The sequence below is a fragment of the Chryseobacterium sp. MMS23-Vi53 genome, from assembly GCF_047651245.1.
Classification (GTDB): Bacteria; Bacteroidota; Bacteroidia; order Flavobacteriales; family Weeksellaceae; genus Chryseobacterium.
Map to the genome: position 1 here is coordinate 3,908,250 of NZ_CP180265.1, position 22,473 is coordinate 3,930,722.

The 22,473-nt window shown below is 31.7% G+C and carries 21 protein-coding genes; 15 read left to right on the top strand and 6 right to left on the bottom strand.

Going from position 1 to position 22,473, the window contains the following annotated elements:
- Positions 1-31 precede the first annotated feature (31 nt).
- The 3 genes from ACKX2A_RS17560 (at position 32) to ACKX2A_RS17570 (ending at position 3,270) form a co-directional block, all read left to right on the top strand.
- Complete coding sequence (locus ACKX2A_RS17560) at positions 32-1,402, top strand: peptidylprolyl isomerase (RefSeq protein WP_415326226.1); 1,371 nt, start codon at positions 32-34, stop codon at positions 1,400-1,402.
- A 136-nt stretch (positions 1,403-1,538) separates the two neighbouring features.
- The gene (locus ACKX2A_RS17565; RefSeq protein WP_415326227.1) at positions 1,539-2,483 is read left to right on the top strand and encodes an NAD(P)H-dependent flavin oxidoreductase; all 945 of its coding nucleotides are present in this window, start codon (positions 1,539-1,541) and stop codon (positions 2,481-2,483) included.
- A gap of 16 nt (positions 2,484-2,499) precedes the next feature.
- Positions 2,500-3,270 carry an alpha/beta fold hydrolase gene (locus tag ACKX2A_RS17570; RefSeq protein WP_415326228.1) on the top strand — a complete coding sequence of 257 codons (771 nt, stop codon included), beginning with the start codon at positions 2,500-2,502 and terminating at the stop codon, positions 3,268-3,270.
- A gap of 107 nt (positions 3,271-3,377) precedes the next feature.
- Here the strand turns inward: ACKX2A_RS17570 and ACKX2A_RS17575 are convergent, their stop codons facing one another.
- The 3 genes from ACKX2A_RS17575 to ACKX2A_RS17585 all read right to left on the bottom strand — a co-directional run bounded on the left by ACKX2A_RS17575 (position 3,378) and on the right by ACKX2A_RS17585 (position 5,613).
- Positions 3,378-3,995, bottom strand: coding sequence for a hypothetical protein (locus ACKX2A_RS17575; protein ID WP_415326229.1), 618 nt, complete (start codon positions 3,993-3,995; stop codon positions 3,378-3,380).
- Positions 3,996-4,023: 28 nt separating this feature from the next.
- Entirely contained in the window at positions 4,024-4,323 is a 300-nt protein-coding gene (locus ACKX2A_RS17580; RefSeq protein WP_415326230.1) for a rhodanese-like domain-containing protein, read from the bottom strand.
- 78 nt (positions 4,324-4,401) lie between these two features.
- A complete protein-coding gene (locus ACKX2A_RS17585) occupies positions 4,402-5,613 on the bottom strand; it encodes a tRNA modification GTPase (protein ID WP_415326231.1) in 1,212 nt (403 codons plus the stop codon).
- A 103-nt stretch (positions 5,614-5,716) separates the two neighbouring features.
- Between ACKX2A_RS17585 and queG the strand changes: the two genes are divergently transcribed.
- The 6 genes from queG (at position 5,717) to ACKX2A_RS17615 (ending at position 11,105) form a co-directional block, all read left to right on the top strand.
- Entirely contained in the window at positions 5,717-6,661 is a 945-nt protein-coding gene (gene queG / locus ACKX2A_RS17590; protein WP_415326232.1) for a tRNA epoxyqueuosine(34) reductase QueG, read from the top strand.
- Between the two features lie 376 nt (positions 6,662-7,037).
- Positions 7,038-7,706 carry a TIGR02117 family protein gene (locus ACKX2A_RS17595; protein WP_415326233.1) on the top strand — a complete coding sequence of 223 codons (669 nt, stop codon included), beginning with the start codon at positions 7,038-7,040 and terminating at the stop codon, positions 7,704-7,706.
- 99 nt (positions 7,707-7,805) lie between these two features.
- Positions 7,806-8,363: a murein L,D-transpeptidase catalytic domain-containing protein gene (locus tag ACKX2A_RS17600; RefSeq protein ID WP_415326234.1), complete on the top strand. Its 558-nt coding sequence runs from the start codon at positions 7,806-7,808 to the stop codon at positions 8,361-8,363.
- A gap of 252 nt (positions 8,364-8,615) precedes the next feature.
- On the top strand, positions 8,616-9,077 hold the full coding sequence (locus ACKX2A_RS17605; protein ID WP_415326235.1) for an SRPBCC family protein: 462 nt from the start codon (positions 8,616-8,618) through the stop codon (positions 9,075-9,077).
- 4 nt (positions 9,078-9,081) lie between these two features.
- Entirely contained in the window at positions 9,082-10,380 is a 1,299-nt protein-coding gene (locus tag ACKX2A_RS17610; protein WP_415326236.1) for a cryptochrome/photolyase family protein, read from the top strand.
- Positions 10,381-10,442: 62 nt separating this feature from the next.
- The gene (locus ACKX2A_RS17615; RefSeq protein WP_415326237.1) at positions 10,443-11,105 is read left to right on the top strand and encodes a succinate dehydrogenase cytochrome b subunit; all 663 of its coding nucleotides are present in this window, start codon (positions 10,443-10,445) and stop codon (positions 11,103-11,105) included.
- A 1-nt stretch (position 11,106) separates the two neighbouring features.
- Here ACKX2A_RS17615 and ACKX2A_RS17620 read toward each other — a convergent pair whose 3' ends face one another.
- Positions 11,107-11,574 carry a hypothetical protein gene (locus ACKX2A_RS17620; RefSeq protein WP_415326238.1) on the bottom strand — a complete coding sequence of 156 codons (468 nt, stop codon included), beginning with the start codon at positions 11,572-11,574 and terminating at the stop codon, positions 11,107-11,109.
- Between the two features lie 318 nt (positions 11,575-11,892).
- On the opposite strand from ACKX2A_RS17620, the gene ACKX2A_RS17625 reads away from it, so the two are divergent.
- Together ACKX2A_RS17625 and ACKX2A_RS17630 are read left to right on the top strand one after the other, a co-directional pair.
- Positions 11,893-12,444: a TetR/AcrR family transcriptional regulator gene (locus ACKX2A_RS17625; RefSeq protein ID WP_415326239.1), complete on the top strand. Its 552-nt coding sequence runs from the start codon at positions 11,893-11,895 to the stop codon at positions 12,442-12,444.
- A 180-nt stretch (positions 12,445-12,624) separates the two neighbouring features.
- Positions 12,625-13,494 (top strand): alpha/beta fold hydrolase, encoded by an 870-nt coding sequence (locus ACKX2A_RS17630; RefSeq protein ID WP_415326240.1) that lies wholly within the window; start codon positions 12,625-12,627, stop codon positions 13,492-13,494.
- Positions 13,495-13,688: 194 nt separating this feature from the next.
- On the opposite strand, the gene ACKX2A_RS17635 is transcribed toward ACKX2A_RS17630, so the two are convergent.
- Positions 13,689-14,309, bottom strand: coding sequence for a response regulator (locus ACKX2A_RS17635; RefSeq protein WP_415326241.1), 621 nt, complete (start codon positions 14,307-14,309; stop codon positions 13,689-13,691).
- Between the two features lie 4 nt (positions 14,310-14,313).
- Positions 14,314-16,302, bottom strand: coding sequence for an ATP-binding protein (locus ACKX2A_RS17640; protein WP_415326242.1), 1,989 nt, complete (start codon positions 16,300-16,302; stop codon positions 14,314-14,316).
- A gap of 132 nt (positions 16,303-16,434) precedes the next feature.
- Here ACKX2A_RS17640 and ACKX2A_RS17645 point away from each other — a divergent pair, with 132 nt between their 5' ends.
- From ACKX2A_RS17645 to ACKX2A_RS17660, 4 genes are all read left to right on the top strand, one after another.
- The gene (locus tag ACKX2A_RS17645; protein ID WP_415326243.1) at positions 16,435-17,469 is read left to right on the top strand and encodes a LamG-like jellyroll fold domain-containing protein; all 1,035 of its coding nucleotides are present in this window, start codon (positions 16,435-16,437) and stop codon (positions 17,467-17,469) included.
- A 400-nt stretch (positions 17,470-17,869) separates the two neighbouring features.
- Positions 17,870-18,238 carry a hypothetical protein gene (locus ACKX2A_RS17650; RefSeq protein ID WP_415326244.1) on the top strand — a complete coding sequence of 123 codons (369 nt, stop codon included), beginning with the start codon at positions 17,870-17,872 and terminating at the stop codon, positions 18,236-18,238.
- A gap of 259 nt (positions 18,239-18,497) precedes the next feature.
- Entirely contained in the window at positions 18,498-19,133 is a 636-nt protein-coding gene (locus ACKX2A_RS17655; protein WP_415326245.1) for a hypothetical protein, read from the top strand.
- Between the two features lie 345 nt (positions 19,134-19,478).
- Positions 19,479-22,469: a sensor histidine kinase gene (locus ACKX2A_RS17660; protein WP_415326246.1), complete on the top strand. Its 2,991-nt coding sequence runs from the start codon at positions 19,479-19,481 to the stop codon at positions 22,467-22,469.
- Positions 22,470-22,473 lie beyond the last annotated feature (4 nt).

The following is a 22,473-nucleotide window of genomic DNA, read 5'->3' on the forward strand; positions in this document are numbered from 1 at the left end:
TCTAAATTTGCAACTTGTTTAAAATAGTAAAATGACAAATAAACTTAAGATCACTTTTCTTTTTGGAATTTTCATCATGTTGTTCGCGACCAGTACGATGAAAGCTCAGTTGAAACAAGGAGATTTAGTGGATGGTATTGCTGCTGTAATCGGTGATGAAATTGTTTTGGAATCTGATGTAAACGAACAGATGAATTATGCAAAACAGCAGGGAGCTTCTAATATAGATAAGTGTGAGTTTTTGGAAAACCTTCTAAACAACAAATTGTTGGTATACGAAGCAAAAAAAGATACCCTGATCGAAAACCGTTCTGCTGTAATCAAGCAACAGGCAAATGAAAAGTATCAGCAGATGCTTTCTCAGTTTCCGGACGAAAAAACGATGTTGGCAGCGTACAAATTCAGAACAGGTTATGAAATGAAAAACGCGATCGAGAAAATCGATACAGACCAATATTACGGACAGGCTAAATACCAGAGAGTTACAGAAAAAGCAGACGTTACTCCAAACGAAGTAACAGACTTCTATAATATGTATAAAGCTCAATTGCCGGAGATCAAAGATGAGGTTTCACTATCTCAGATCATGATGTTCCCTAAATTGACGGAAGCGCATAAAGATGATCTGATCAACAGACTGAAAAAGATCAAAAAAGATATCGAAGGAGGAGAAACTTTTGAAAGCCAGGCAAGAATTTATTCGGAAGATCCAGGTTCGGCTTCCAATGGCGGACTGATGAAAAATATTTCTAAAGGACAGATGGTAAAACCCTTCGAAGCAGCAGCACTGAACCTGCAAGAAGGAGAAATTTCAGATCCTATCGAATCAGAATTTGGTTACCACATCATTCAATTAGTTAAAAAATCAGGTAAAATCTACGATGCAAGACACATCCTTCTGATGGCAACGCCTAATGATGAGGAGATTAAAGCTGCAAAAGTAAAATTAGACAGTATCAGAGGTTTGATTAAGGATGGTAAAATGACTTTCAAAGATGCGGCTTTCAGATTTTCTGACGATAAAAGAACAAAATTCAATGCAGGGGTAATTCCGGGAGCGGATGGTTCAAATAAAATCGAAAGAGAAAGTATTCCGGGAACAATCAGCTACGAATTGGCTGGTTTAAACAAGGGAGATATCACAACTGCTTTTGATGATGAAGATGAAAGAAAGAGAAAAGTGGTAAAGATCATCAAAATGGAAGACGTAATTCCTGCTCACCAAATTACTTTGGAAACGGATTACGACAGAATCAAGCAGATGGCACTGAACAAGAAGAAAAACGAAATGGTTGAGAAGTTTGTGAATTCAAAATTACCAACAACATTTATTTCCATCGACGGACGTTATGACACTTGTGCTTTCAAAGGAAGCTGGAAAAAAGATTCAATTAAAAAATAAATAGCAAACCTTCAGAATTTCTGGAGGTTTTTTTTGTAGAAAAAATTTCTGAAACACTTTGCAGAAGCGTGGTTTTTATTATTTTTACAGCATGAGCAATTTTATAGATTTCAATTCAGCAAAAAAGCTTCACGAAATGCAATCACAACAAAATAGAGTTACGGAACTATTTCAAATACAATATCCAATCATTCAGGCGGGAATGATTTGGCATTCCGGATGGAGACTGGCTTCGGCGGTTTCGAATTGCGGAGGACTGGGTTTAATAGGTTCTGCAAGTATGTATCCCGATATTTTACGCGAAAATATTCAGAAATGTAAAAAAGCTACCGACAAACCTTTTGGGGTGAATGTGGCATTGCTATACCCAAATTTAGAAGAAATCATCAATATTATTTTGGAAGAAGGTGTGAAGATTGTTTTTACATCCGCCGGAAGTCCTAAAGCTTATACAGAAACGCTTCAGAAAGAGGGTATAAAAGTAGCTCATGTTGTTTCCTCAACAAAATTTGCCATGAAATGTGAAGACGCTGGAGTTGACGCCGTTGTAGCAGAAGGTTTCGAAGCAGGTGGTCATAACGGAAGAGATGAAACGACAACACTTTGTTTGATTCCAAATGTAAGAAAACACATATCAAAACCATTGATAGCAGCAGGTGGAATTGCATTAGGTTCTCAAATGAAGGCAGCAATGATTCTCGGCGCAGACGGAGTTCAGATCGGCTCTCGTTTTGCAGCGACCGTCGAAGCAAGTGCTCACGAAAATTGGAAACATAAAATCACCGAACTTCAAGAAGGCGATACACATCTAACCTTAAAAGAACTCGCACCTGTAAGAATGGTGAAAAATAAGTTCTTTAATGAGCTTGAAGAAATCTACAATGTTGGACGAAATAAAGAATCTCTGATCGCTTCTTTAGGTCGCGCAAGAGCCAAAAAAGGAATGTTCGAAGGTGATATGGAAGATGGCGAACTGGAAATCGGACAAGTTTCTGCTTTAATAGATGATGTTCTTCCTGTGGAAATGGTTTTCAGAAATTTATTAAATGAATTTAATAATACAAGTAACCCTAGTTTATAGTAAAAATTTAAAGTTGATGGAAGGAAGGATTATTGATGTAAATGGTAAAAAACTTTATATAGAACACAACAATTCATTTGAAAATAAACCTACAATTGTCTTTTTACACGACTCTTTAGGTTCCGTTCAGCTTTGGAGAGATTTTCCTAAGAAATTATCTGAGCAAACTGAATGTAATGTTTTAGTCTATGATCGTTTGGGATACGGAAAGTCTTTTCCAATGCCGACTCACGAGCGTGAAAACGATTATATGGAAACAGAAGCCGATGTTCTGAATGATTTATTAAATGAATTAAATTTAAAAGATATCATTCTTTTCGGTCACAGTGATGGCGGGACAATTGCTTTAATTTTCGCATCAAAATATCCTGAAAAAATAAGAGCAACAATCTGCGAAGCTGGTCATATTTTCGTGGAAGATGTAACGATAAATGGCGTTGAAGATGCTTTAGAAGCCTATAATACCACCAATCTTCCCGAACGTTTACAGAAATATCACGGCGAGAAAGTTGAAATGATCGTAAAAGCATGGACAGAAATCTGGTTAAGCGAAAAATTCAGAAGCTGGAATATTGAATATGTCTTGAAAAATATTAAAAGTCCATTATTATTTATTCAAGGTGATGCAGATGAATATGGAACTTTAGAACAAGTCGAAAAGACAGTTTCACAAGTAAGCGGAAGTGCAGAAAAGTTTATTATTCCAAATGTTGGTCATACTCCGCATAAGGAAGTTCCGGAAATTGTGTTGGAAAAAGTAGTTGAATTTATAAAAAAACAATTGTAAATTTCTAATATTTTCAAAAAGTATAAATAGAAAAATATCAATAGAAGCGGACTTTAGTTCGCTTTATTTTTTACAGAGAATAAGCTTTAGCCAAAACTAAAAAAATCCTACAAACTATCAATTTCAAATTGAATATTTTCCCTTGCCTGTTTTTCATATTTTTCTCTAAAATATTCAGTCTTAAAAATACTACTCAGTTCCAAAAAATGCTTTAAAACTTTCTTTCTTCCTGGTTTATAAAGCAAATCAGGATAGATAGAATATTCCTTTCGGACTTTTTTAGTGTAATCAATATAAGTTTCTACATCTTTTCCCAAAATCGAAAGATCAGCATCCAAAAGATAATTGGTGTCTTGCTCTTCAGATTGTTGATATGCTTTTGTCGCAATGATTTGTTCTGAAATTTTTTCTATAAAAAAAGGAGTTAATTTTAATTTTGTAAGACTCAATTTCGCAAATTCTGCACTTTTTTCTTCATTAAATTTGGACGTAGCATCATAAATTATATCATGATAAAAAACCGAAAACGAGATATTGACAAAATTTTCAATCTTATTTTCTACAAGATCTAGCTCTGCGAACATATTTTTGAGATGTTCCAGATTATGATAATGTTTGCCTTTTTCAGAATATTTTTTCTCAATTTCAGACCAAAGATTTTCAACTAAATTTTGATCCTGAGAGTATAATAAACAATTTTGGAAAAACCTATCTTTTAAATTCATATCTATCATTATATAAAAAAAGGAACTTTTAAAAAGTTCCTTGATTTGCTTCTAGATTTGCTTTCAATTCAGCCCAGCCGCCGCCGTTGTAGCCATCTTTTAATCCTTGAGAATTAAGATATTCCAACGCTTTTCCGCTTCTGTTTCCACTTCTGCAGAATAAGATCACCGGCTTTTCGATAGACAGAATCTCATCTTGTCTGTCCTCTACTTCACCAAGAGGAATATTTTTAGCACCATCTATATTTCCGTCCATTTCCAATTCCATTGGCTCACGAACGTCGATTAATTCATAGTTTCCTGATTTTATAACTTCTGATAAAGACATATTGTTTATAATTAAAATTAAACTGATAACGAAAATACGTAAAATTTTAATGATAATTCATGATTATAAAAAGGTTTTTTAAAACAAAGTATAGCCTAATATAATTGATGAAGTCTGGTATTTTGAACTCCAGCTATTATAGTTTTGCAAAAGAGTTCTTTGGGTTGAAGTACGGAATTCTACAAGAAATTTGTTGTTGTATTTGTATCCGATCCCAAATGCAAAATTGTTTCCTGAGGAAATTTCAAGTTCCGTATAATTGGTGTTTATTTTTGATTTTATTTGAAAATCAATTACATATGCTGCGTTGATGAAGATTTTAGATTTGTCATTCAAGAAAAAATAATGTCTTACTCCAAGTGGAACTTCGATCGATTTGTAATCTGTTTTGCTTAAATATTTAGCTTCAAAATATTGTCCGGGATATACAATCGATTCTTTTTCAGACTTATAATATTGATAAGTAGGTTCCGCAAAAATTGCCCATTTATTCTTATTAAATGGTAGAATAAACTCGGCTTCCAAGCCGATTCTGAATGATGTTTCTTTATCAAATTTTGTATTCTCAACCGTTGAATAATATCCATTAGTCATTTCAAAAGAAGAAAAATTTACACCAGGTCTTATAGTAAGGTTAAAAAGATCTCTTTTCTCTAATGTCTGATTATAATTTACAGCCGTTCCGGTTGAACATTCATTGTATTTCATGAAAATCTTTGTTAAATCTTTTGCACGATAATCCACTTTGTCGATATCAGATTTTTCAACACCACATTTTAGATTATCAGAAATTTGTTTCTTATATTCTTCATTGTAAGCAATTTGTGCAGAATTAAGATAATAAGGTTTGTAAACAAGTTGTTTTATTTCAGAATCATTGCTGGAAAAGAAGAATTTTTCAAGATCTTTGTTTTCATAATAATAGAGGTTTGCTTTTCCTTCAACCACATATTTTAAAAACACAGTTTCTTCTTTAAAATCAGGATTTTTATGGTCAGACATGGTTTGCATCTGCTCAGAAGACTGATCAATCATTACCGTTTTTCGGATATATTTTCTCTCATTATCAATTCCAAACTCCTGAATGTTTTTAATGGTTTGAGTCTTAATGTCTGAAGATTCTTCTGTTCTATATTCGAATTCTGTTGGATTATTTTTCCAGTCGAGATTTTTAATCAAAACTTCAGTTCTCTGTCCTGAATTGTTGATAAAATAACCTTTTTCAAATTTAATTTGAGCATTAAAAAGGCAAGTAGAAATAAGTCCTGTCAACAAACTGATTTTTTTCATGGTATTATTTTTCCGGTTTTACAAAGATTTGAAGCATTTAAAATATGAATCCTTCAAACGCCCGCAAAATTATAAAATAATCTTAATTTTGTAATGTTAAATAATGAATTCAAAAGCGGAAAAATATTCACAATTAATTAAAGCTAAAGCCAAAAGTTTTGGGTTTCAAAGTTGTGGAATCTCCAAAGCTGATTTTTTGGAAGAAGATGCGCGTCCTTTGGAAAATTGGCTGAAAAATAATTTTCATGGCGAAATGAAATACATGGAAAATTATTTTGATAAAAGACTTGATCCACGGCTTTTAGTTGAAGGTTCAAAATCTGTGATTTCTCTTTCTTATAATTACTTTCCGAAAGAAAAAATTTCTACGCTTGAGAATTTTAAGATCTCAAAATATGCTTATGCAGAAGATTATCATGAAGTAATCAAAGATATTCTTCGCGAAATGGTTGCAGAGCTTCAGGAAGAAATCGGTGAATTCGGATTTCGTGTTTTTGTAGATTCTGCGCCTGTTTTGGAAAGAAGCTGGGCAAAAAAATCCGGAATTGGCTGGGTGGGTAAAAATGCTAATCTTATTACAAAGCAAAACGGTTCGTTCTACTTTTTGGCAGAAATCATTTGCGATTTGGAGTTAATTGCAGATCATGAAACCACCGATCATTGCGGAACTTGCAGAAAATGCATCGATGCTTGTCCGACAAGCGCCATTGTTTCAGAAAAATTAATCGACGGAAGCAAATGTATTTCTTATGCAACAATCGAATTAAAAGATGCAATTCCTGATTATTTTAAAGATAAAATGGATGATTGGATGTTTGGTTGCGATGTTTGTCAGGACGTTTGCCCATGGAATCGTTTTTCTGCGCCCAACCAGCAAATGAAATTCACACCGAATGATGCATTGAAAAACTTCAAAAAAGGAGAGTGGAAAGAATTAACCCAAGAATTATTCTCAGAAATTTTCAGAAAATCTCCAGTAAAAAGGACAAAATTTGCAGGTTTGAAACGAAATATTGAATTTTTGGAGAAGTCTTCGAAAGAAAAATAGATTACATTTTTGGTGATAAACCCTTATCTGGAATTGTTTAAGTTCCAGAGTAAAGCGGGTTGTCGACCATCCCTTAAATTTTTTAGCTTTAAGGAGGTGAAGATTTTTACAAGTAAAACTTTTGAAAAGTCTTTCCTAAAAAGAAAAATTGACCTTCAGGAGATAAAATCTCACCAAAAATCAACGTCTTTTTTGTACTCTTTTAGGAGCAACTTTTACTCTTACTTTAAATCTTTTGTTTGATTTAGTGTTTTTGTGCATATTTTTGAATATTTCGTACTTAAATTTAGCGAAAATTTCGATTAAAACAAATACTTTTACGAAAAATTATAAATTAAATTTTATTAACCTTATTCAAAACATGAACGTGAAAAAAATGCTAATCCTTATTCTAAAAACTATAGGAATCATCATAGGAATTGTTGTATTGTATATAGCTTTGGGCTATTTGTTACCTTTTATAGAAGTTTCCGCAAAAGATGACGGTCAGAAAAAAGAAATTCCTATCTATATTTATACCAACGGGGTTCATACCGATATTGTAATGCCAGTAAAGAACGATTTGCAGGATTGGGGCACGAAAATTCCTTTTAGTAATATAAAATCCAAGAGTACAGATTATAATTATGTTGGAGTCGGATGGGGCGATAAAGGTTTTTATCTGGACACACCAACTTGGGCAGATCTTAAGTTTTCAACGGCTTTCAAAGCGGCATTTTGGCTTAGCGAATCTGCCATGCACTGCACTTATTACAAAGAAATGAAGGAAGGTGATGATTGCAAAAAAATCATGATCAGCAAAAACCAATACAAAAAATTGATAGAATTTGTTGATGCTAAATTTGATAAAGACCAAAACGGAAATTATATTTTAATTCCCACAAATGCTGTATACGGAAACAATGACGCTTTCTACGATGCACAGGGGAAATACAGCTTTCTGAATACTTGCAACACTTGGTCAAACGATGCTTTAAAAGCTGCCGATCAAAAAGCAGCACTTTGGACGCCTTCAGATTACGGGATATTTTTACATTATAAATAAATTCAGATGAATGTTTTTAGTCTGTGTTTTGTTTTTCTGGTTTTATTTTCATGTAAAACAGAAAGCAAGAATGATATTAAGTCAATTGAAGATAATTCAATGATAAAACAAGAACAAAAACCTGAGATCGATTTAAATAAAACAAAATCCAAAGCCGAAGAAGCATTAAAATTTTGTGAATCTAAAAAGTTTAACACAGATTTTTGTATTCTGATTGATATGAGTCTGCATTCCGGTGTGAAGAGATTTATGGTTTGGGATTTTACAACGAATTCTATTTCAAAAAAATATTTGGTTGGTCATGGTTGCGGAACAAATCAATGGAGTAGTGATGAATCAAAAGATTATCCTAAATTCAGCAATGAAGATGGAAGTCACCTTTCGGCTTTAGGAAAATACAAATTGCAGGGTCGCGGTTACAGCGATTGGGGAATTCATGTAAAATATTTAATGCATGGCTTGGAGGAAACAAACAGCAATGCCTTAAAAAGAGTTATCGTTTTTCATTCATGGAATATGATGAGTGATGAAGAGGTTTTCCCGAAAGGTTCTCCCGAAGGATGGGGCTGCCCGACAATTTCCAATAATGCGATGAAAGAAATCGACCCAATGATTCAGAATTCTAAGAAACCAGTTTTGATGTGGATTTATAATTAATTTCAATTTTATTTGAAGCTTTATCCCGCTTTCCACTATATCTTTTGCTTCGCTTCGCTACACAAAAGGATGCCGTTGCAATCGGGGCTAGGAAATTGCGACTGTTAAAAGTCAAACCTTAAGTTTTATCAAAACAAAATCTATGGATTTAAATCAAAATTTATCAATTTTAAAATTTACACCATAAATAAAATTTCAATTTAAATTTTTTAGTCTGATTTTTGCACTTCAATCCGAACATATTTAAGCAAAATGAAACACCAATTATATCGCGAACAACAACTCAATTGCGACATAGAAACCGCATGGAAATTCTTTTCTGCTGCGAACAACCTTTCGAAAATTACTCCGAAAGAAATGAATTTCATTGTCCTGTCGACATTCGAAAACGATGATATCTATGAAGGAATGATTATCGATTATTTCGTATCGCCTTTATTTGGGATCAAAATGAAGTGGCAAACTGAAATTATTCACGTCGATTTCCAAAAAAGCTTTACAGATTTTCAGAAGAAAGGTCCTTATAAATTATGGCATCATTTCCATGAATTTATTGAAAATGAAAACGGTGTTTTAATGAAAGATACAGTCGATTATGAGTTGCCATTAGGCTTTTTAGGTGAAATTGCTCACAGCATTTTAGTAAAGAAAAAAGTGGAAGATATTTTCAATTATCGTTATCAGATTCTGGAAGAAAAATTCAACAAAAAATAATTCTATGTCAAAAAAAGAAAAAGTAAACATTTTTTGGTTTCGAAGAGACTTGAGATTAGAAAATAATATTGGTCTTAATAAAGCATTAGAAGAAGGATTGAAGGTATTACCCATTTTTATTTTTGACACAGAAATTTTGGATAAACTGGAAAATAAATCCGACAGAAGGGTAGACTACATTCATCAAGCCTTAGAAGAAATACATATTGAACTGAAAAAGCATAAAAGTGGACTTTCGGTTTTTAATGATAAACCAATAAATGCCTTTAAAAAGTTAATCAAGGACTTTGAAATTGATGCTGTTTTTTGCAATCGGGACTACGAGCCGTCAGCGATAAAAAGGGATCAGGAAATTCGCGATTTTCTTCAAAAAAATAAAATTGAATTTAATGATTTTAAAGATCAGGTTATTTTTGAAAAAAGTGAAGTTGTAAAAAACGACGGAACACCGTACACTGTTTACACGCCATATTCAAAGAAATGGAAAGAGAATTTTAAATCTATTAAACTTAAAAATTTCAAAACCAATTATTCACAGTTTCTACAATATTCTTCATCTAAATTTCCGACCTTAAAAGAAATTGGATTTCAAAAAACAGATCTTGAATTTAAGAAGCCGACATTAGAAAAATCAATTATCGACAACTATGATCAATACAGGGATTTTCCTGGTTTAAACCATACAACTCATTTGGGAATTGCGCTTCGTTTTGGAACAATTTCAATTCGAAAATGTGTTGAATTTGCTTTAAAACACAACGAAACATGGCTGAATGAATTGATCTGGAGAGAATTTTTCATGCAGATTTTGTTTCATTTTCCAAAAGTTGTTCATCATAGTTTTAAAGAAAAATATGAGAATATAAAATGGAGAAATGATGAAAAAGAATTCAAGGTTTGGTGTGAGGGAAAAACGGGTTATCCTATAGTAGATGCAGGAATGCGGCAGCTGAACGAAACAGGATTTATGCACAATAGAGTGAGGATGGTCGTTGCAAGTTTTCTGACTAAACATCTTTTGATTGATTGGAAATGGGGAGAAGCCTATTTTGCTGAAAAACTATTGGATTACGAATTGTCTTCCAACAACGGAAACTGGCAGTGGGCGGCAGGATGCGGTTGCGATGCAGCACCATATTTCAGAGTTTTTAATCCTTCTGAGCAGACGAAAAAATTTGATAAAGATTTGAAATATATCAAACAGTGGCTTTCAGAAAAAGATATGAATACTGACCCAATTGTTGAGCATACTTTCGCCAGAAAAAGGGCTTTGGAAGTGTATGCAAAGGCAGTGAAAGAGTAATTGAATTTAATTCTAAAATTTGTCCAAAAACAAAAAATTGTTTGTCATTATAAAAAATAGTCATGGCAAAACAATTTCTTAATTCATCAATCATGAGGAAAATAGCAATGGGATTTTCCGGCTTTTTCCTCATTAGTTTTCTGATGCTTCATGTATCATTGAATTTCACATCTGTCATCAGTGCGAATCTTTTTAACCAGATTTCACATTTTATGGGATATAATCCTTTGGTGCAGTATATTGGTCAGCCGATTCTTATTTTAGGAGTTGTTTTTCATTTTGTGATGGGATTTATTCTTGAAATTCAAAACAGAAAAGCGCGACCTGTAAAGTATGCAGCGAATGCAAGTTCAGTTAACAGTTCATGGACTTCAAGAAATATGATTATTTCCGGAGCGGTTATTCTTTCTTATTTTTGTCTTCACTGGTACGATTTCTGGTTTCAGGAACTCAATTATAAATTCATCGAAATGAATGCTCCGAATGAGACAAGATATTATGCAGAGCTGGTTCATAAATTTGAAAATCCTGTTCGTGTTTTTTTATATTGCTGTGCATTTGTATTGTTGGGTTTTCACCTGTGGCATGGGTTTTATTCTTCGATGCAGTCGGTGGGATTTAACAATAAATATGCAAAAGCTTTGGCAAAATTTGGAAAATATTTCGCAATTGTAGTGCCTTCAATTTTTATATTTATTGCACTTTTTCATCATTTTGTAAGGTAATTTATTTATTGATACCTATTTTTTTCAAACCTGTATTATTTAAATAAATTTCGTCAAATTGTAGTAAAGATTCCACATCTGTAAAAGTTTGTGGTAATAAATCGTTTTTGGTAAAAGATAACTCAATAGCAGGATTGTATGAAGCTTCAATTCTCACAACAGAATAACCATTGTAAGCTAGTTTAAAACCTTCAAAAATACATTTTCTTTTTGCTTTTTGATACAATTTGTATTCGTTAAGACTTTCTTCAGGGGTATCTTCGTTTGCTTTTTTACGATTGTGTTCAAGAGATTTCCAGCTGTCGTAGTTTTTAGGTTCTTTCAGTATATTTCCGCTGGAATCTACAGGAACAAACATTCCTAAAGTGAGAGGTTTTCTGAGAAGATTTGCATAATTTTTCATCAAATTCAATGTCTGAAGATCGGCATATCCTTCATTAGAATAATATTCAATGACGAAATCTGTCATGGAGATCAGTTTATGGGAGACATTGGTCGGCATAATATCGTTTATCTTGATGTGTGTAAATTGAATTTTGGAAAAGCGAAAATAGATAAATTGTTAAAAACGATACAAACTATTTCTTTAAGTAGTTCAAATTTAAACACATTCTAAATTAAAAAACCTTCGGAATTATTTCCAAAGGTTCTTATCAAAATGGTTAGTTAGTTTTTATCATGTCCTTGATTCAAAGATAATTGTAAATAGAACTACAAACAACTACCTTTTTGTGTAGTATTTTAAATACAGACTTGTCTGTTTATTTAAATTTGATTAATTTTGAATATGGCTAAAGAAAGAAAAAATTCAGTAAGACAAAGTATTATTGAAACAGCTTCCAGACTCTTCTACAAGCAAGGTTATACGAGTACGGGAATCAACCAGATTATTGCAGAATCGGGGGTTGTGAAGTCTACTTTGTATAGTACTTTTCGTTCGAAAGAAGAAATTCTGATGGCTTATCTCGAAACGGAAGGTGCTATTTCTGACAAAGAATTGAAAGATGCGACAGAAAAATTTGAAGATCCAAAGGAGAAAATTTTAGCTGTTTTTGATTATTTAATGAATATTGTTCAAAAGAAAGATTATTACGGATGTCATTTTTTGAATATCGTTTCGGAGGTTACAAAAGAGGATGAAGTTGTTCGTTCTCAAATTAAAAAGCAGAAAAATAAAGTTCGTCAACTTTTCCATCAAATTCTTGAACCTATTGAAAAAGCAGATTTGAGTGATGAAATTTATACCTTATTCGAAGGAGCTTTGGCAGGAAATAAAGTTCACGATGATGTTTTCCCTGTACTTAATGCAAAAAAAATTGCAGAAAAGCTTTTAAATTAAAAAAAAATCATTGGTTATCAATTTATTAAGATTTGAACGTTAATTTTACATTAAAAAAACAGACTTGTCTGTTTTTTTAATGTAATTAATTTATATCTTTGAATCAGTAATATTCAAAAACAATATTTAAATATAAAAACAAACTTGTCTGTTTTTTTTAATCAACTTTAAAATTATAAAATGAAAACAAACACTGTAAAGCATTTAACGAAAAAAGTCGATGGTCTCAGCATTTTTTACCGTGAAGCAGGATCAAAAGATGCCCCTGTAATTTTATTATTGCACGGATTTCCTACTTCTTCATTTATGTATAGAAATTTAATTCCAATTTTAAGCAATGAATTTCGAGTAATTGCCCCTGACCTTATCGGTTTCGGATATTCGGATGCTCCCGATTATAAGGAATTCGACTATACTTTTGACAATTTAACGAAATATATTCAGGGATTCATCGATCAACTGGATTTGAAACGTTTTGCCATTCAGGTTTTTGATTATGGAGCTCCTGTTGGCTATCGTTTAGCCGTTGCCAATCCTGAGAAAGTAACCGGAATTATTACTCAAAATGGAAATGCTTATGAAGAAGGATTAAGTGAAAATTGGGCTTCAACACAAAGATATTGGTCGAATCCAAGTGAAGAAAATAGAAATGCATTAAGAGAATTATTAACTCCGGAAATGATAAAGTTTCAATATTTTCATGGTGTATCAGATAAAAGCTTGATTGCTCCGGAAACATACACTTTGGATCAATTTTTCTTGGATCGAAAAGATAATGACGAACTGCAATTGGATTTATTTAAAAATTATGCAACCAATGTGGCTTTATATCCGACTTTTCATCAGTATTTCAGGGAAAGTCAGGTTCCTTTGTTGGCGGTTTGGGGGAATAAAGATCCTTTCTTTTTACCAGCGGGAGCAGAAGCATTCAAACAGGATTTACCCAAAGCCATAGTGAAGTTTTTCGATACAGGACATTTTGCATTGGAAACTCATGTTGAAGAAATTGGAGCGGAGATTTTGAATTTCTTGAGAAGCTTGGAAAATTAGATAGTAAAAAAACAAAACCTCTGAAAATCAAATGATTTCAGAGGTTTTTTGTACCCATAACTGAAGAAATATCGAAACATTTGGTGGAAGATTTGGAAAGAATCGTAGAATTAAAGTGACCTTAATGAGCGTATCTTCAAACACTTTTATAGCTGATTTGGTTCGTTTAAGTCAGATTAAAGGTATGTTTCCTTTCATTTTTTGTAATTCTGTATAGCCCAAATCAGTAATGCATTTTTTTCTTTTGGAATACCCAGTTTTTCTATAATTCTGGTACGGTGTCCTTCTATTGTTTTTTCGGACAGGAAAAGAAGTTCAGCAATTTGCTTGCTGGTTTTTTGAGCAGCTATTAATTCTATTATTTTTCTTTCAGAAAGTGTTAATAGGTTTAGTATGCCGGGTTCATCTGTGTGTTCTATCGTGTAATTTTGAAGTAAAGCTCCGGAATAATATTTCTTGCCGAAAGCAATTTCTTTCATACATTTTTCTAAATCTGTGGAAGCTTTTTCTTTTAAAACATAGCCATCTACTTCAAATTCTTTTGCTTTGTTCAGAACTCCAATTTCATTGTGCATGGTAAGGATGATAATTTTAGTATTCCATTTATTTTCCATTACTTTTTTTGCCACTTCCAATCCGTCCAAACCCGGCATATTTAAATCCAAAACAGCTACATCCGGCAAATAAACCTGAATATAATTAAGCGCTGCAGTACCGTTAGAACAAGCACTAACTACGTTATATCCCAAATTTGTAAGGTAAGAAACGGTTCCATTCAAGGTTAAAGGATGATCGTCTGCAACTAGAATTTTCATTGTATTATTTTTTTATTTGTACCATTATTTTTGTGCCTTTATCAGTTGACGTGATACGGGCTTGTCCGCCAATTGCTTTGCTTCTTTCTATCATATTGTGTAAACCAAAAGCATCCTTTTTTTTCAGCGTTTCTTCAACATTAAAACCTTTTCCATTATCAATAATTTCTAAAATAATGGCGTCTTTGTTTTCAATTAAAACTACTTTTGCAGCGATGGCATCAGCATATTTTATAATATTTGAAACAGCTTCCTGCACAATTCTATAGATTTGCAATTCTTTTTCAGTCGTGAGGCAATTTTGATAATTGATTTCGGCGGTGATCATAAAACGATGTGTATTTTGGATACGTTCTATGAATTGTTCTAAACTGGCTTCGAGTCCAATTTTTTCAAAAAGAACGGGATGCAAATTTCTGCTGATTGCTCTGATGTCATTAATTATGCTATCCACTTTTTCGTTTAATTGAAGCTGGCTTACCTCAAAAGAATGCTTGAGCGACAATAATTCGTGGCTCACAGTATCATGGAGATCAGAAGCAATTCTTTTACGTTCTTTCTCGGTTTTATCCAGAAGGTTTTTGGTAAATTGCAATGATCGTTCTTTTTCCAAAGATAATTTCTTTTGTTTTTGTTTTAAATAATAAATGATAATTACTAATAACAATGCAATAAAAACGAATATTAAAGCCACAATAACCACATTTTTATTGATAATAGTTTTCTGTTGAAGTTTAATTTCCTGTTCTTTCTCTTTAGTTTCATATTTTGCGGCGAGTTCTAAATTGATCAGCCTATTTTTTGCGCTCGATAAACTGTCCTTTGTTCGGTAAACTTCATTATTATAAAGAACAACCTTATCCAGATCTCTGCTTTGAATTGCTTTTTCTAATAAAACACTGTAAAATAAGTTAGCTCTTTCGTAATTTTTATGTTCAAGCAAATTGGGCAGTGAGTTTTCTATATATTTTGTATTACACGTTTTTACATCTCTATTGACTTGATATAAAGCTAAGGTAGCCTGGTAATCCTTTTGCCAATTTTGAGAGGTATTTTTTTCGGCAACAGGCTTTATTTTGTCTAAAACAATTTTGGCATCGTTTAATTTATTTTCTTCAGTTAAAGCTTCTATTTCGTAGTCAGAAATACAAAGAAGAAGTATATCATTATCATATTGACTGGCTATATATTCTTTGTAAGTTTCGTGGATGTATTTATTTTTCAGCCGAAGCTTATTAAAAAAAACATAAACAGAACATTTGTTATACTTTCCCATGAAATAATCATAGGTATTCCCGGTTTCTTTATATATTTTTATTACTTCATCTGCACTTTCAATAGCCTTCTGAAAAGAGCCATTTGCTTTGTAAATATTGACATAATTTGACTCTACAGAAGCTATACTTTCCTGATCTCTAATTTTAATGGAGTAGTTTCTTGATTTTTCATTCGCTTCTATGCTGTTTTTCAAATCTCCCAAGACAAAATAAGTATATGATAAATCATAATAAGCACGGGCTATTTTATAACAACTTTTATAATCATCTGGCTCTAAAGCTGTAATTTTTAAAAAATAATCCTTAGCCTTGTTCAAATTGTCTCTGTCAAATTCTAAATTACCATAATAACTATCAACATAAATTGTTTTTATGGGTGGTAATTCACTTCTATACCTTTCATCAAATTCTTTTACAACTTTGGTAAGACGAGGGTCAAAATCATAAAAATAAACAAATTTTGTGGTCACTAGATCCAGAATTTTGGAAGCGTCCGAGTAATCACTTTTAGCAATTTTACTATGATAGTAGCCTAAAAAAATCTTCAGGTAATGTTCTTTATTGGCGTTATAATTTTCATTTTTTCTTAACCAAACTTTTGTAGGCTCTTCTTTTGGCGGAGCTATTTTTTCAAAATAAAAATTGTCCTTTTTTTCTCTACATGATAATGTAAAAAAAGTAATGAATAAGAATATGATTTTCTTAATCGCAGGCATACAAGTATTTTTTTACAAATGTATCAATTTCTAATATTGAAAATTATACAATCCTTAATTCAGGGGTTTACCCTTGTATGAATCTCCGGAAGAATGATACAATTTTGTGACATAATTAATAAAATGATAATTATGAAAAGTAGAATACTTTTGACACCATTTAAACTAAATTTTCAAAAAATCTGGTTTGCATCTTTTTTAATGATTTTCCAATCTGGATTTTCTCAGCAAGGATCAGCGCTGGATTTTGATGGCGTAAACGATTATGTAAGTTGTGGAAACATTTTGCCTGCCAGTTATAGCAAAGAAGCTTGGATTTACGTAAAAAGTTTAAATACTCAAAACAACATTATTTCTGGTGGTGACTCAGATGGACTACACGCTTTCTGGATACCCAATAATACGGGTAAACTTTCTGCTGGGCATAATGGTGATTGGTTTGCTGTAGAAGACAGTGTTCCGATATCTATTAATACCTGGCATCACGTTGCAGTAACTTATGATGCTGGTACGACCACACTGAGGTTATACAAAGATGGACAATTGATATCTACCAATACTGATGTTGATCCGGTTAATGGGGGAAATATGGTTAGATTAGGCGCTTTTAATGATGCTGCAAATAGTTTTACAGGAACCATGGATGAAGTAAGAATCTGGAATAAAGCTTTATCTGCCGGTGAAATAGCAAACCATATGAATTGTGAGCTGCCAGGTCCGGCAACAGGATTAATTGCGTATTATAAATTTAATCAGGGCATCGGTAATGCAAATAATACTTCCGTAACAATCTTGCAAGACAGCAGCGGAAATAATTACAATGGAACTCTTAATGGTTTTACTTTAAATGGAGTCTCCTCCAACTGGATTGGCAATAGTATTATAAATACCGGAACTATTTGTTCTTCTTATTTAAGTGTATCCTCCCCAATAGAAAAAACGACCTTTAAATTCTTTCCCAACCCTGTTACAAACAATTTGTTTCTGATATCTAAACAACCAATTTTAAATATTGAAGTGATTAACTTTCTTGGGCAGACCATTATGGAACAAAAAATAAGCAGTGTTGAGACAGAAATTAATTTGTCATCTCTTACTCCAGCCTCTTATTGGGTTAGAGTAAAAACAGAACAGGGTCTTGAGACAATAAAAGTCATTAAAAAATAAAGACGGTAGAAATTCACTTTCTTTGTAAAAACATAATTTTTTACTCTTTAGCTAAAAAATAAAGAATTCAAAACTAGAATATGCTAAGTCAAGTATTTTAAGCTAAAGAGTAAGATAATCTGTATTTTGGTATTTGTGAATATCACAGGACTATATTCAAACCAATTAATAGCAGATATTGATAACATTTTGAATGTCTTAAATGATATTTATTTATGCATTAATGAAAAATTGAAACGAAAAAATATCTGTTTTATATAATAATATCCTATAAAATTAAATTGGTACATCAAATTATATAATTATATTGTTGCCTAAATTATTAGCCAAAAACTCTACTTCTAAATGGCCTAAAATGGGGTAAGATTACAATTGGTTCCTGAAAAAACATCAATTATACTTGATTATTTGTTTCTTTCAGTCTGGTTTAAATGAGGAAGAACTTGAAAGTATTAAAAATACTTATTCTTATTTAACAATTGAAGAAATCTCTGAATTTCAAACAAATCCAAATGATGACATTGATTCTTTTTTTTCTGAAAATCAGATAGATTTGGATGAATTTCCTGTTGAGAAAGTTAAGGATAAACCAAAGGAAGTAATACTTGATTTAATAAAAGTTTCACTTAATAATAATAAGTACTTTTTCCCCAAGGATATACAAAATAATCACGAAGTAATTTTTTCAGGCGTTGACTCATTTATTATAAACAATACTTTTATATTAGCTATAAAAAAGAGGAGGGTGATTCTGATTATAAGCATTTGATTAAAAGAATAGCAGATGAGATTGTAAAAAATAAAAGTAGCTTCTTTCAATTTCTAGGTTTAGAAATACAATCTGTTTTTAACTCAAATGAGCGTTTTATTGATGAAACTATATTGAAATCTTCAACAGAAGCTCTTTTTAAATTTAGAAATCATATTAATGACGATAAAACTTTTGCCATTATTATAAAGAAATTATTGTTGGAGCACGCTACTTTGAAATTGAGAACAGCAAAGCTTGAACTATTAAAGACAGACTTTTGGATTTTAAAAGTAAGGAACTTGAAAATGAAGTTCCGAGTAATGAAGATTTATTTCAATTAAACGTCTTTCACAATGCTGTTTCAGTAAAAAGCTTGAATCCGGATGATGTTCCAAATTTGAATTTCGGAGATGTTATTAAGGGGTCTGATGAAGATTATTATTTATGTATAACAGCTTTATGTGATTGTTATTATCCGAATAAAATTGACCATAATTTTTATTTTGTAAAAGGTACAGAGTTTAAAGATATTGAATTAGCATTAAGATTGGGAGATACAGCATTTTTGAGCTTTTTACCAAATGGAAAAGCTGTTTATTGGGGAAGTATAGAAAAGCCCAAATTAAAAGGAACAAAAGAAATTAAACTATCTGATTCTGAAGATATAAAGAAATTAAAAAATGATGTTAAGATGCAATGTGCATTAATTGAAAGATTAAATAATAATCTTGAAATCTTGAATAATTATTTATATAAACCATTTTATATAACTCCTAAAGTTTATAACGTAGAGAGTAATAAGCTTATAGATAATAAAATTAGAATTTGGGATATAACAAATAAATTTACAAAGGAAGAATTTGATCAGAATCTTAATTATTTTGATGTTGAATATATCCATATAACATTGTAAGTTGATTATTATTAATGTCTTGTATTTTAAGGTGTATGTTTTTTAATATAAAATATCATTGATAAGATATGAAAACTCCTATTCATCGAGGTTTTTAGTTTGACGAAATTTTGAAAAACCTAAAAAATGATGGTTCAGTAAGATTTCAATATGTACACCTTAAGTGTTATGAAGCCTTATTAATAAAGGATTGTTACTTTCTGTATCGGTAAATAAGCAGCAATCAAAAATTATTTACTAAATACAATACTAAATTTAATAAAAAAATTAATATTTTGTCTTACCACTACTACAAACTTGTAATATCTTTGTGAGGTAAAAACTAAGATTGCCAAAATATCACTAATGAAGTATTTTTACTTTATTTCCTTATTTTTCTCACTGTTGTTTAATGCTCAACGGTATACTTCACGATGGTACGGTATGGATCAAGGGCTTCCGCAAAATAGTGTAAAAGACATCGTCAAAGATAAATACGGCTTTATCTGGCTGGCTACTGACAGCGGAATTTTAAGGTTTGACGGAACATATTTTATTCCATATAACAATCATAAGGTTAAAAACATTAGTTTCAAAGACTTTTTGAGATATGGAAAAGACGGATTCATTATTTTCAACAACTGGGAAGAAGATTGTGTTCTTATAAAAGACAGAACAGTACAGCGACCCAACACAAAAGTATTCAGAACTTTTTTTATACAAAATGGCAAACAATATAAAAGGTTTTACAAAAACAGTTTTATCAATAATTTCTATCCTGATATAGATTCTTATTATATCAAAACAACTTCGGACACTTATTTTTTTAATGGGAAAGATGTTCAGTATGTGACCAAAAAAGGCATAAAAAAAACTATTTCAGAAAACTTCCCTCTGAAATTACTGGGAAACTCATTTGAGTGTAATGATATTGTTTATATGGGGGACCCTGAAAACAGGAGAACCATTCTCTTTAATAAAGGAAAAATTTCCTATGATAATCAGCCATCACTTTATAACGATCCCAAAACAAAAATCTACTGGCATCAGGGAACCAAACAAATATTCATAATTAATGATGGAAATATCTACATCAGTAAAAATAAAAATGGAAAGCCCACACTTTCTTTTTTAATGAAATACAAAAAAATTGAAAAAGAATTGTTGTATTGTATGTTTTATGATGAAGAATCTGATAAAATGTATTTTGGAAATGTGGTGAAAGGTTTAAACATTATTAGTCTTTCCAATTTCTACGTTCCCCAAAAAAACATTCCGTTTACAGGTGAAGTAGTGTATGAAGCGCAGCCGTTTACCCAACATTCAATTATTACCAAGCAAGGATTCGAGTTTTCCCGGGATAAAGTTAGCAGACTGTTTTTATCAAATATAAAAACGGATAAACGCTGTCTCATTTATGATAATTCTTCCAATCTTTTGTATCCCGAATTCAACCAGATCAAAAGGAGATATAAAAATTCACAATATAAAAAAATAGATTCTTCCAGTTTTAATAAAAGGAAGGTCCAAGAAGTTTTTAAAATAGATAAGAATTACAGTGTAAGTATGGCAGATCCTGAATTCTATTATTACTATCTTTACATATATCCTGATGACAAATTAAAACACCCTAAAAATATTTTCAGATTTAAAAGTTATATCTATCATGTATTTGCCGTTAATAATGATCAATTATATGTCTCAACCGACGATGGAATTTATTCTGTTTCTATTTCTCAGCATAAATTTCTGAAACATTTCGCCAAAGGGCTTACGGTAAAACAAATTCAAAAAACTAAAGACGGTAATCTTTGGGTTTTGATTTATGGAAAAGGCATTCATTTATTACGCGATAATAAATTAATTGCAATGCCGTATGATAAAAATGGCTACATTTCCAACGCTCATCATATTTTAGAAGACTCTCACGGGTTTTTCTGGATTTCTTCCAACAATGGATTATTCAAAGTGGCAAAAAACATGCTTTTGGAGTATTCTCAAAACAAAGATATAAAGGTCACCTATTATCGCTATACCAAAGAAAATGGTTTCCTGAATAATGAATTCAATGGTAAAGCTAATCCCAGTGGAAACATTCTTGAAAACGGAGATTTTGTATTCCCATCAATGGAGGGCTTTGTATTTTTTAAACCTGATGAAATTAAAACCTATCATCCAAAATCAAGTCAATTATTTATTGAACGTGCTAAAAACGGAAAAAATGAAATATTTTTTAAAGACACGCTCAAATTGAAAAGCGATTACAAAACCGCTGATATCTATTTTGATTTTCCTTATTATCACAACATTGAAAATATTTATCTAGAAACCAGGCTTGAAAATAGTGAGAACAACAACTGGGAGGAATCGAAAAACGGGAGAAAATTCATTTTAGCTAATGTTCCTCCCGGAAACTATTTCTTACATGTTAGGATGTTGACTTCGGATAAGGGGAAATTCACTTATAAAAAAATCCGCATTGAAATAGAGCCCTTCTTCTATCAAACACTTTGGTTTAAAATTCTAATTGTATTAGTAGGACTCACCATTATTGTTATCATCATACAAATGCGAACCAATTTTCTGAGGATTACCAATGAAAAATTAAAAAGTATTGTATATAACAAAGATCAGCAATTAAAAGAAACCAGTGAAAATCTGGAGATCACAAAAACAAAACTGAAAAATGAAGCCGAATATCAGCAAAAGATCATGGAAAGCATAAGCCATGATATTACCACTCCGGTACGTTTTATCTCGCTGATGTCTCAAAAATTAAGCGAAACGGAAGATGCTACTATTCAGAAGAAATATTTTGACAGTATCTACAAAACTTCCGAACAGCTTTTTAAATTCACTTTAGGATTAAAAGAATACAATGAGCTTTACAAAGAAGAAAATACATTGGATGATGAAGACACTTCAATCTATGAAATTGTAGAAAGCAAAAAACTTCTTTTTGAGCAAATGGCTCTGGAGCATAGTACGACGATCATCAATATTTGTGATCCTCATGTAAAGCTAAGAACGAATAAAAACATACTTTCGGCAATTCTCCACAACCTCATCGACAATGCAGTAAAGAATACCGACAACGGAGAAATAACTATTAAAGCCCGAGAAGAAAATGCTCAAGTAGAAATTGGTATATTTGACACCGGAAAAGGAATGTCTCCAATACAGATAGAATATTATTCCAGGGTTTTCGAAAGAGTAGGAACAGAAAATTTTATATTTAAAAACTACGGGCTTGGCTTACACATGGTAATTCAGTTAAGTAAAAAACTAGAAGCAAAAATAACTTTCCATGAAAATATACCGAAAGGAACTGCTGTAAAACTCTTTTTAAAAAAATAATACA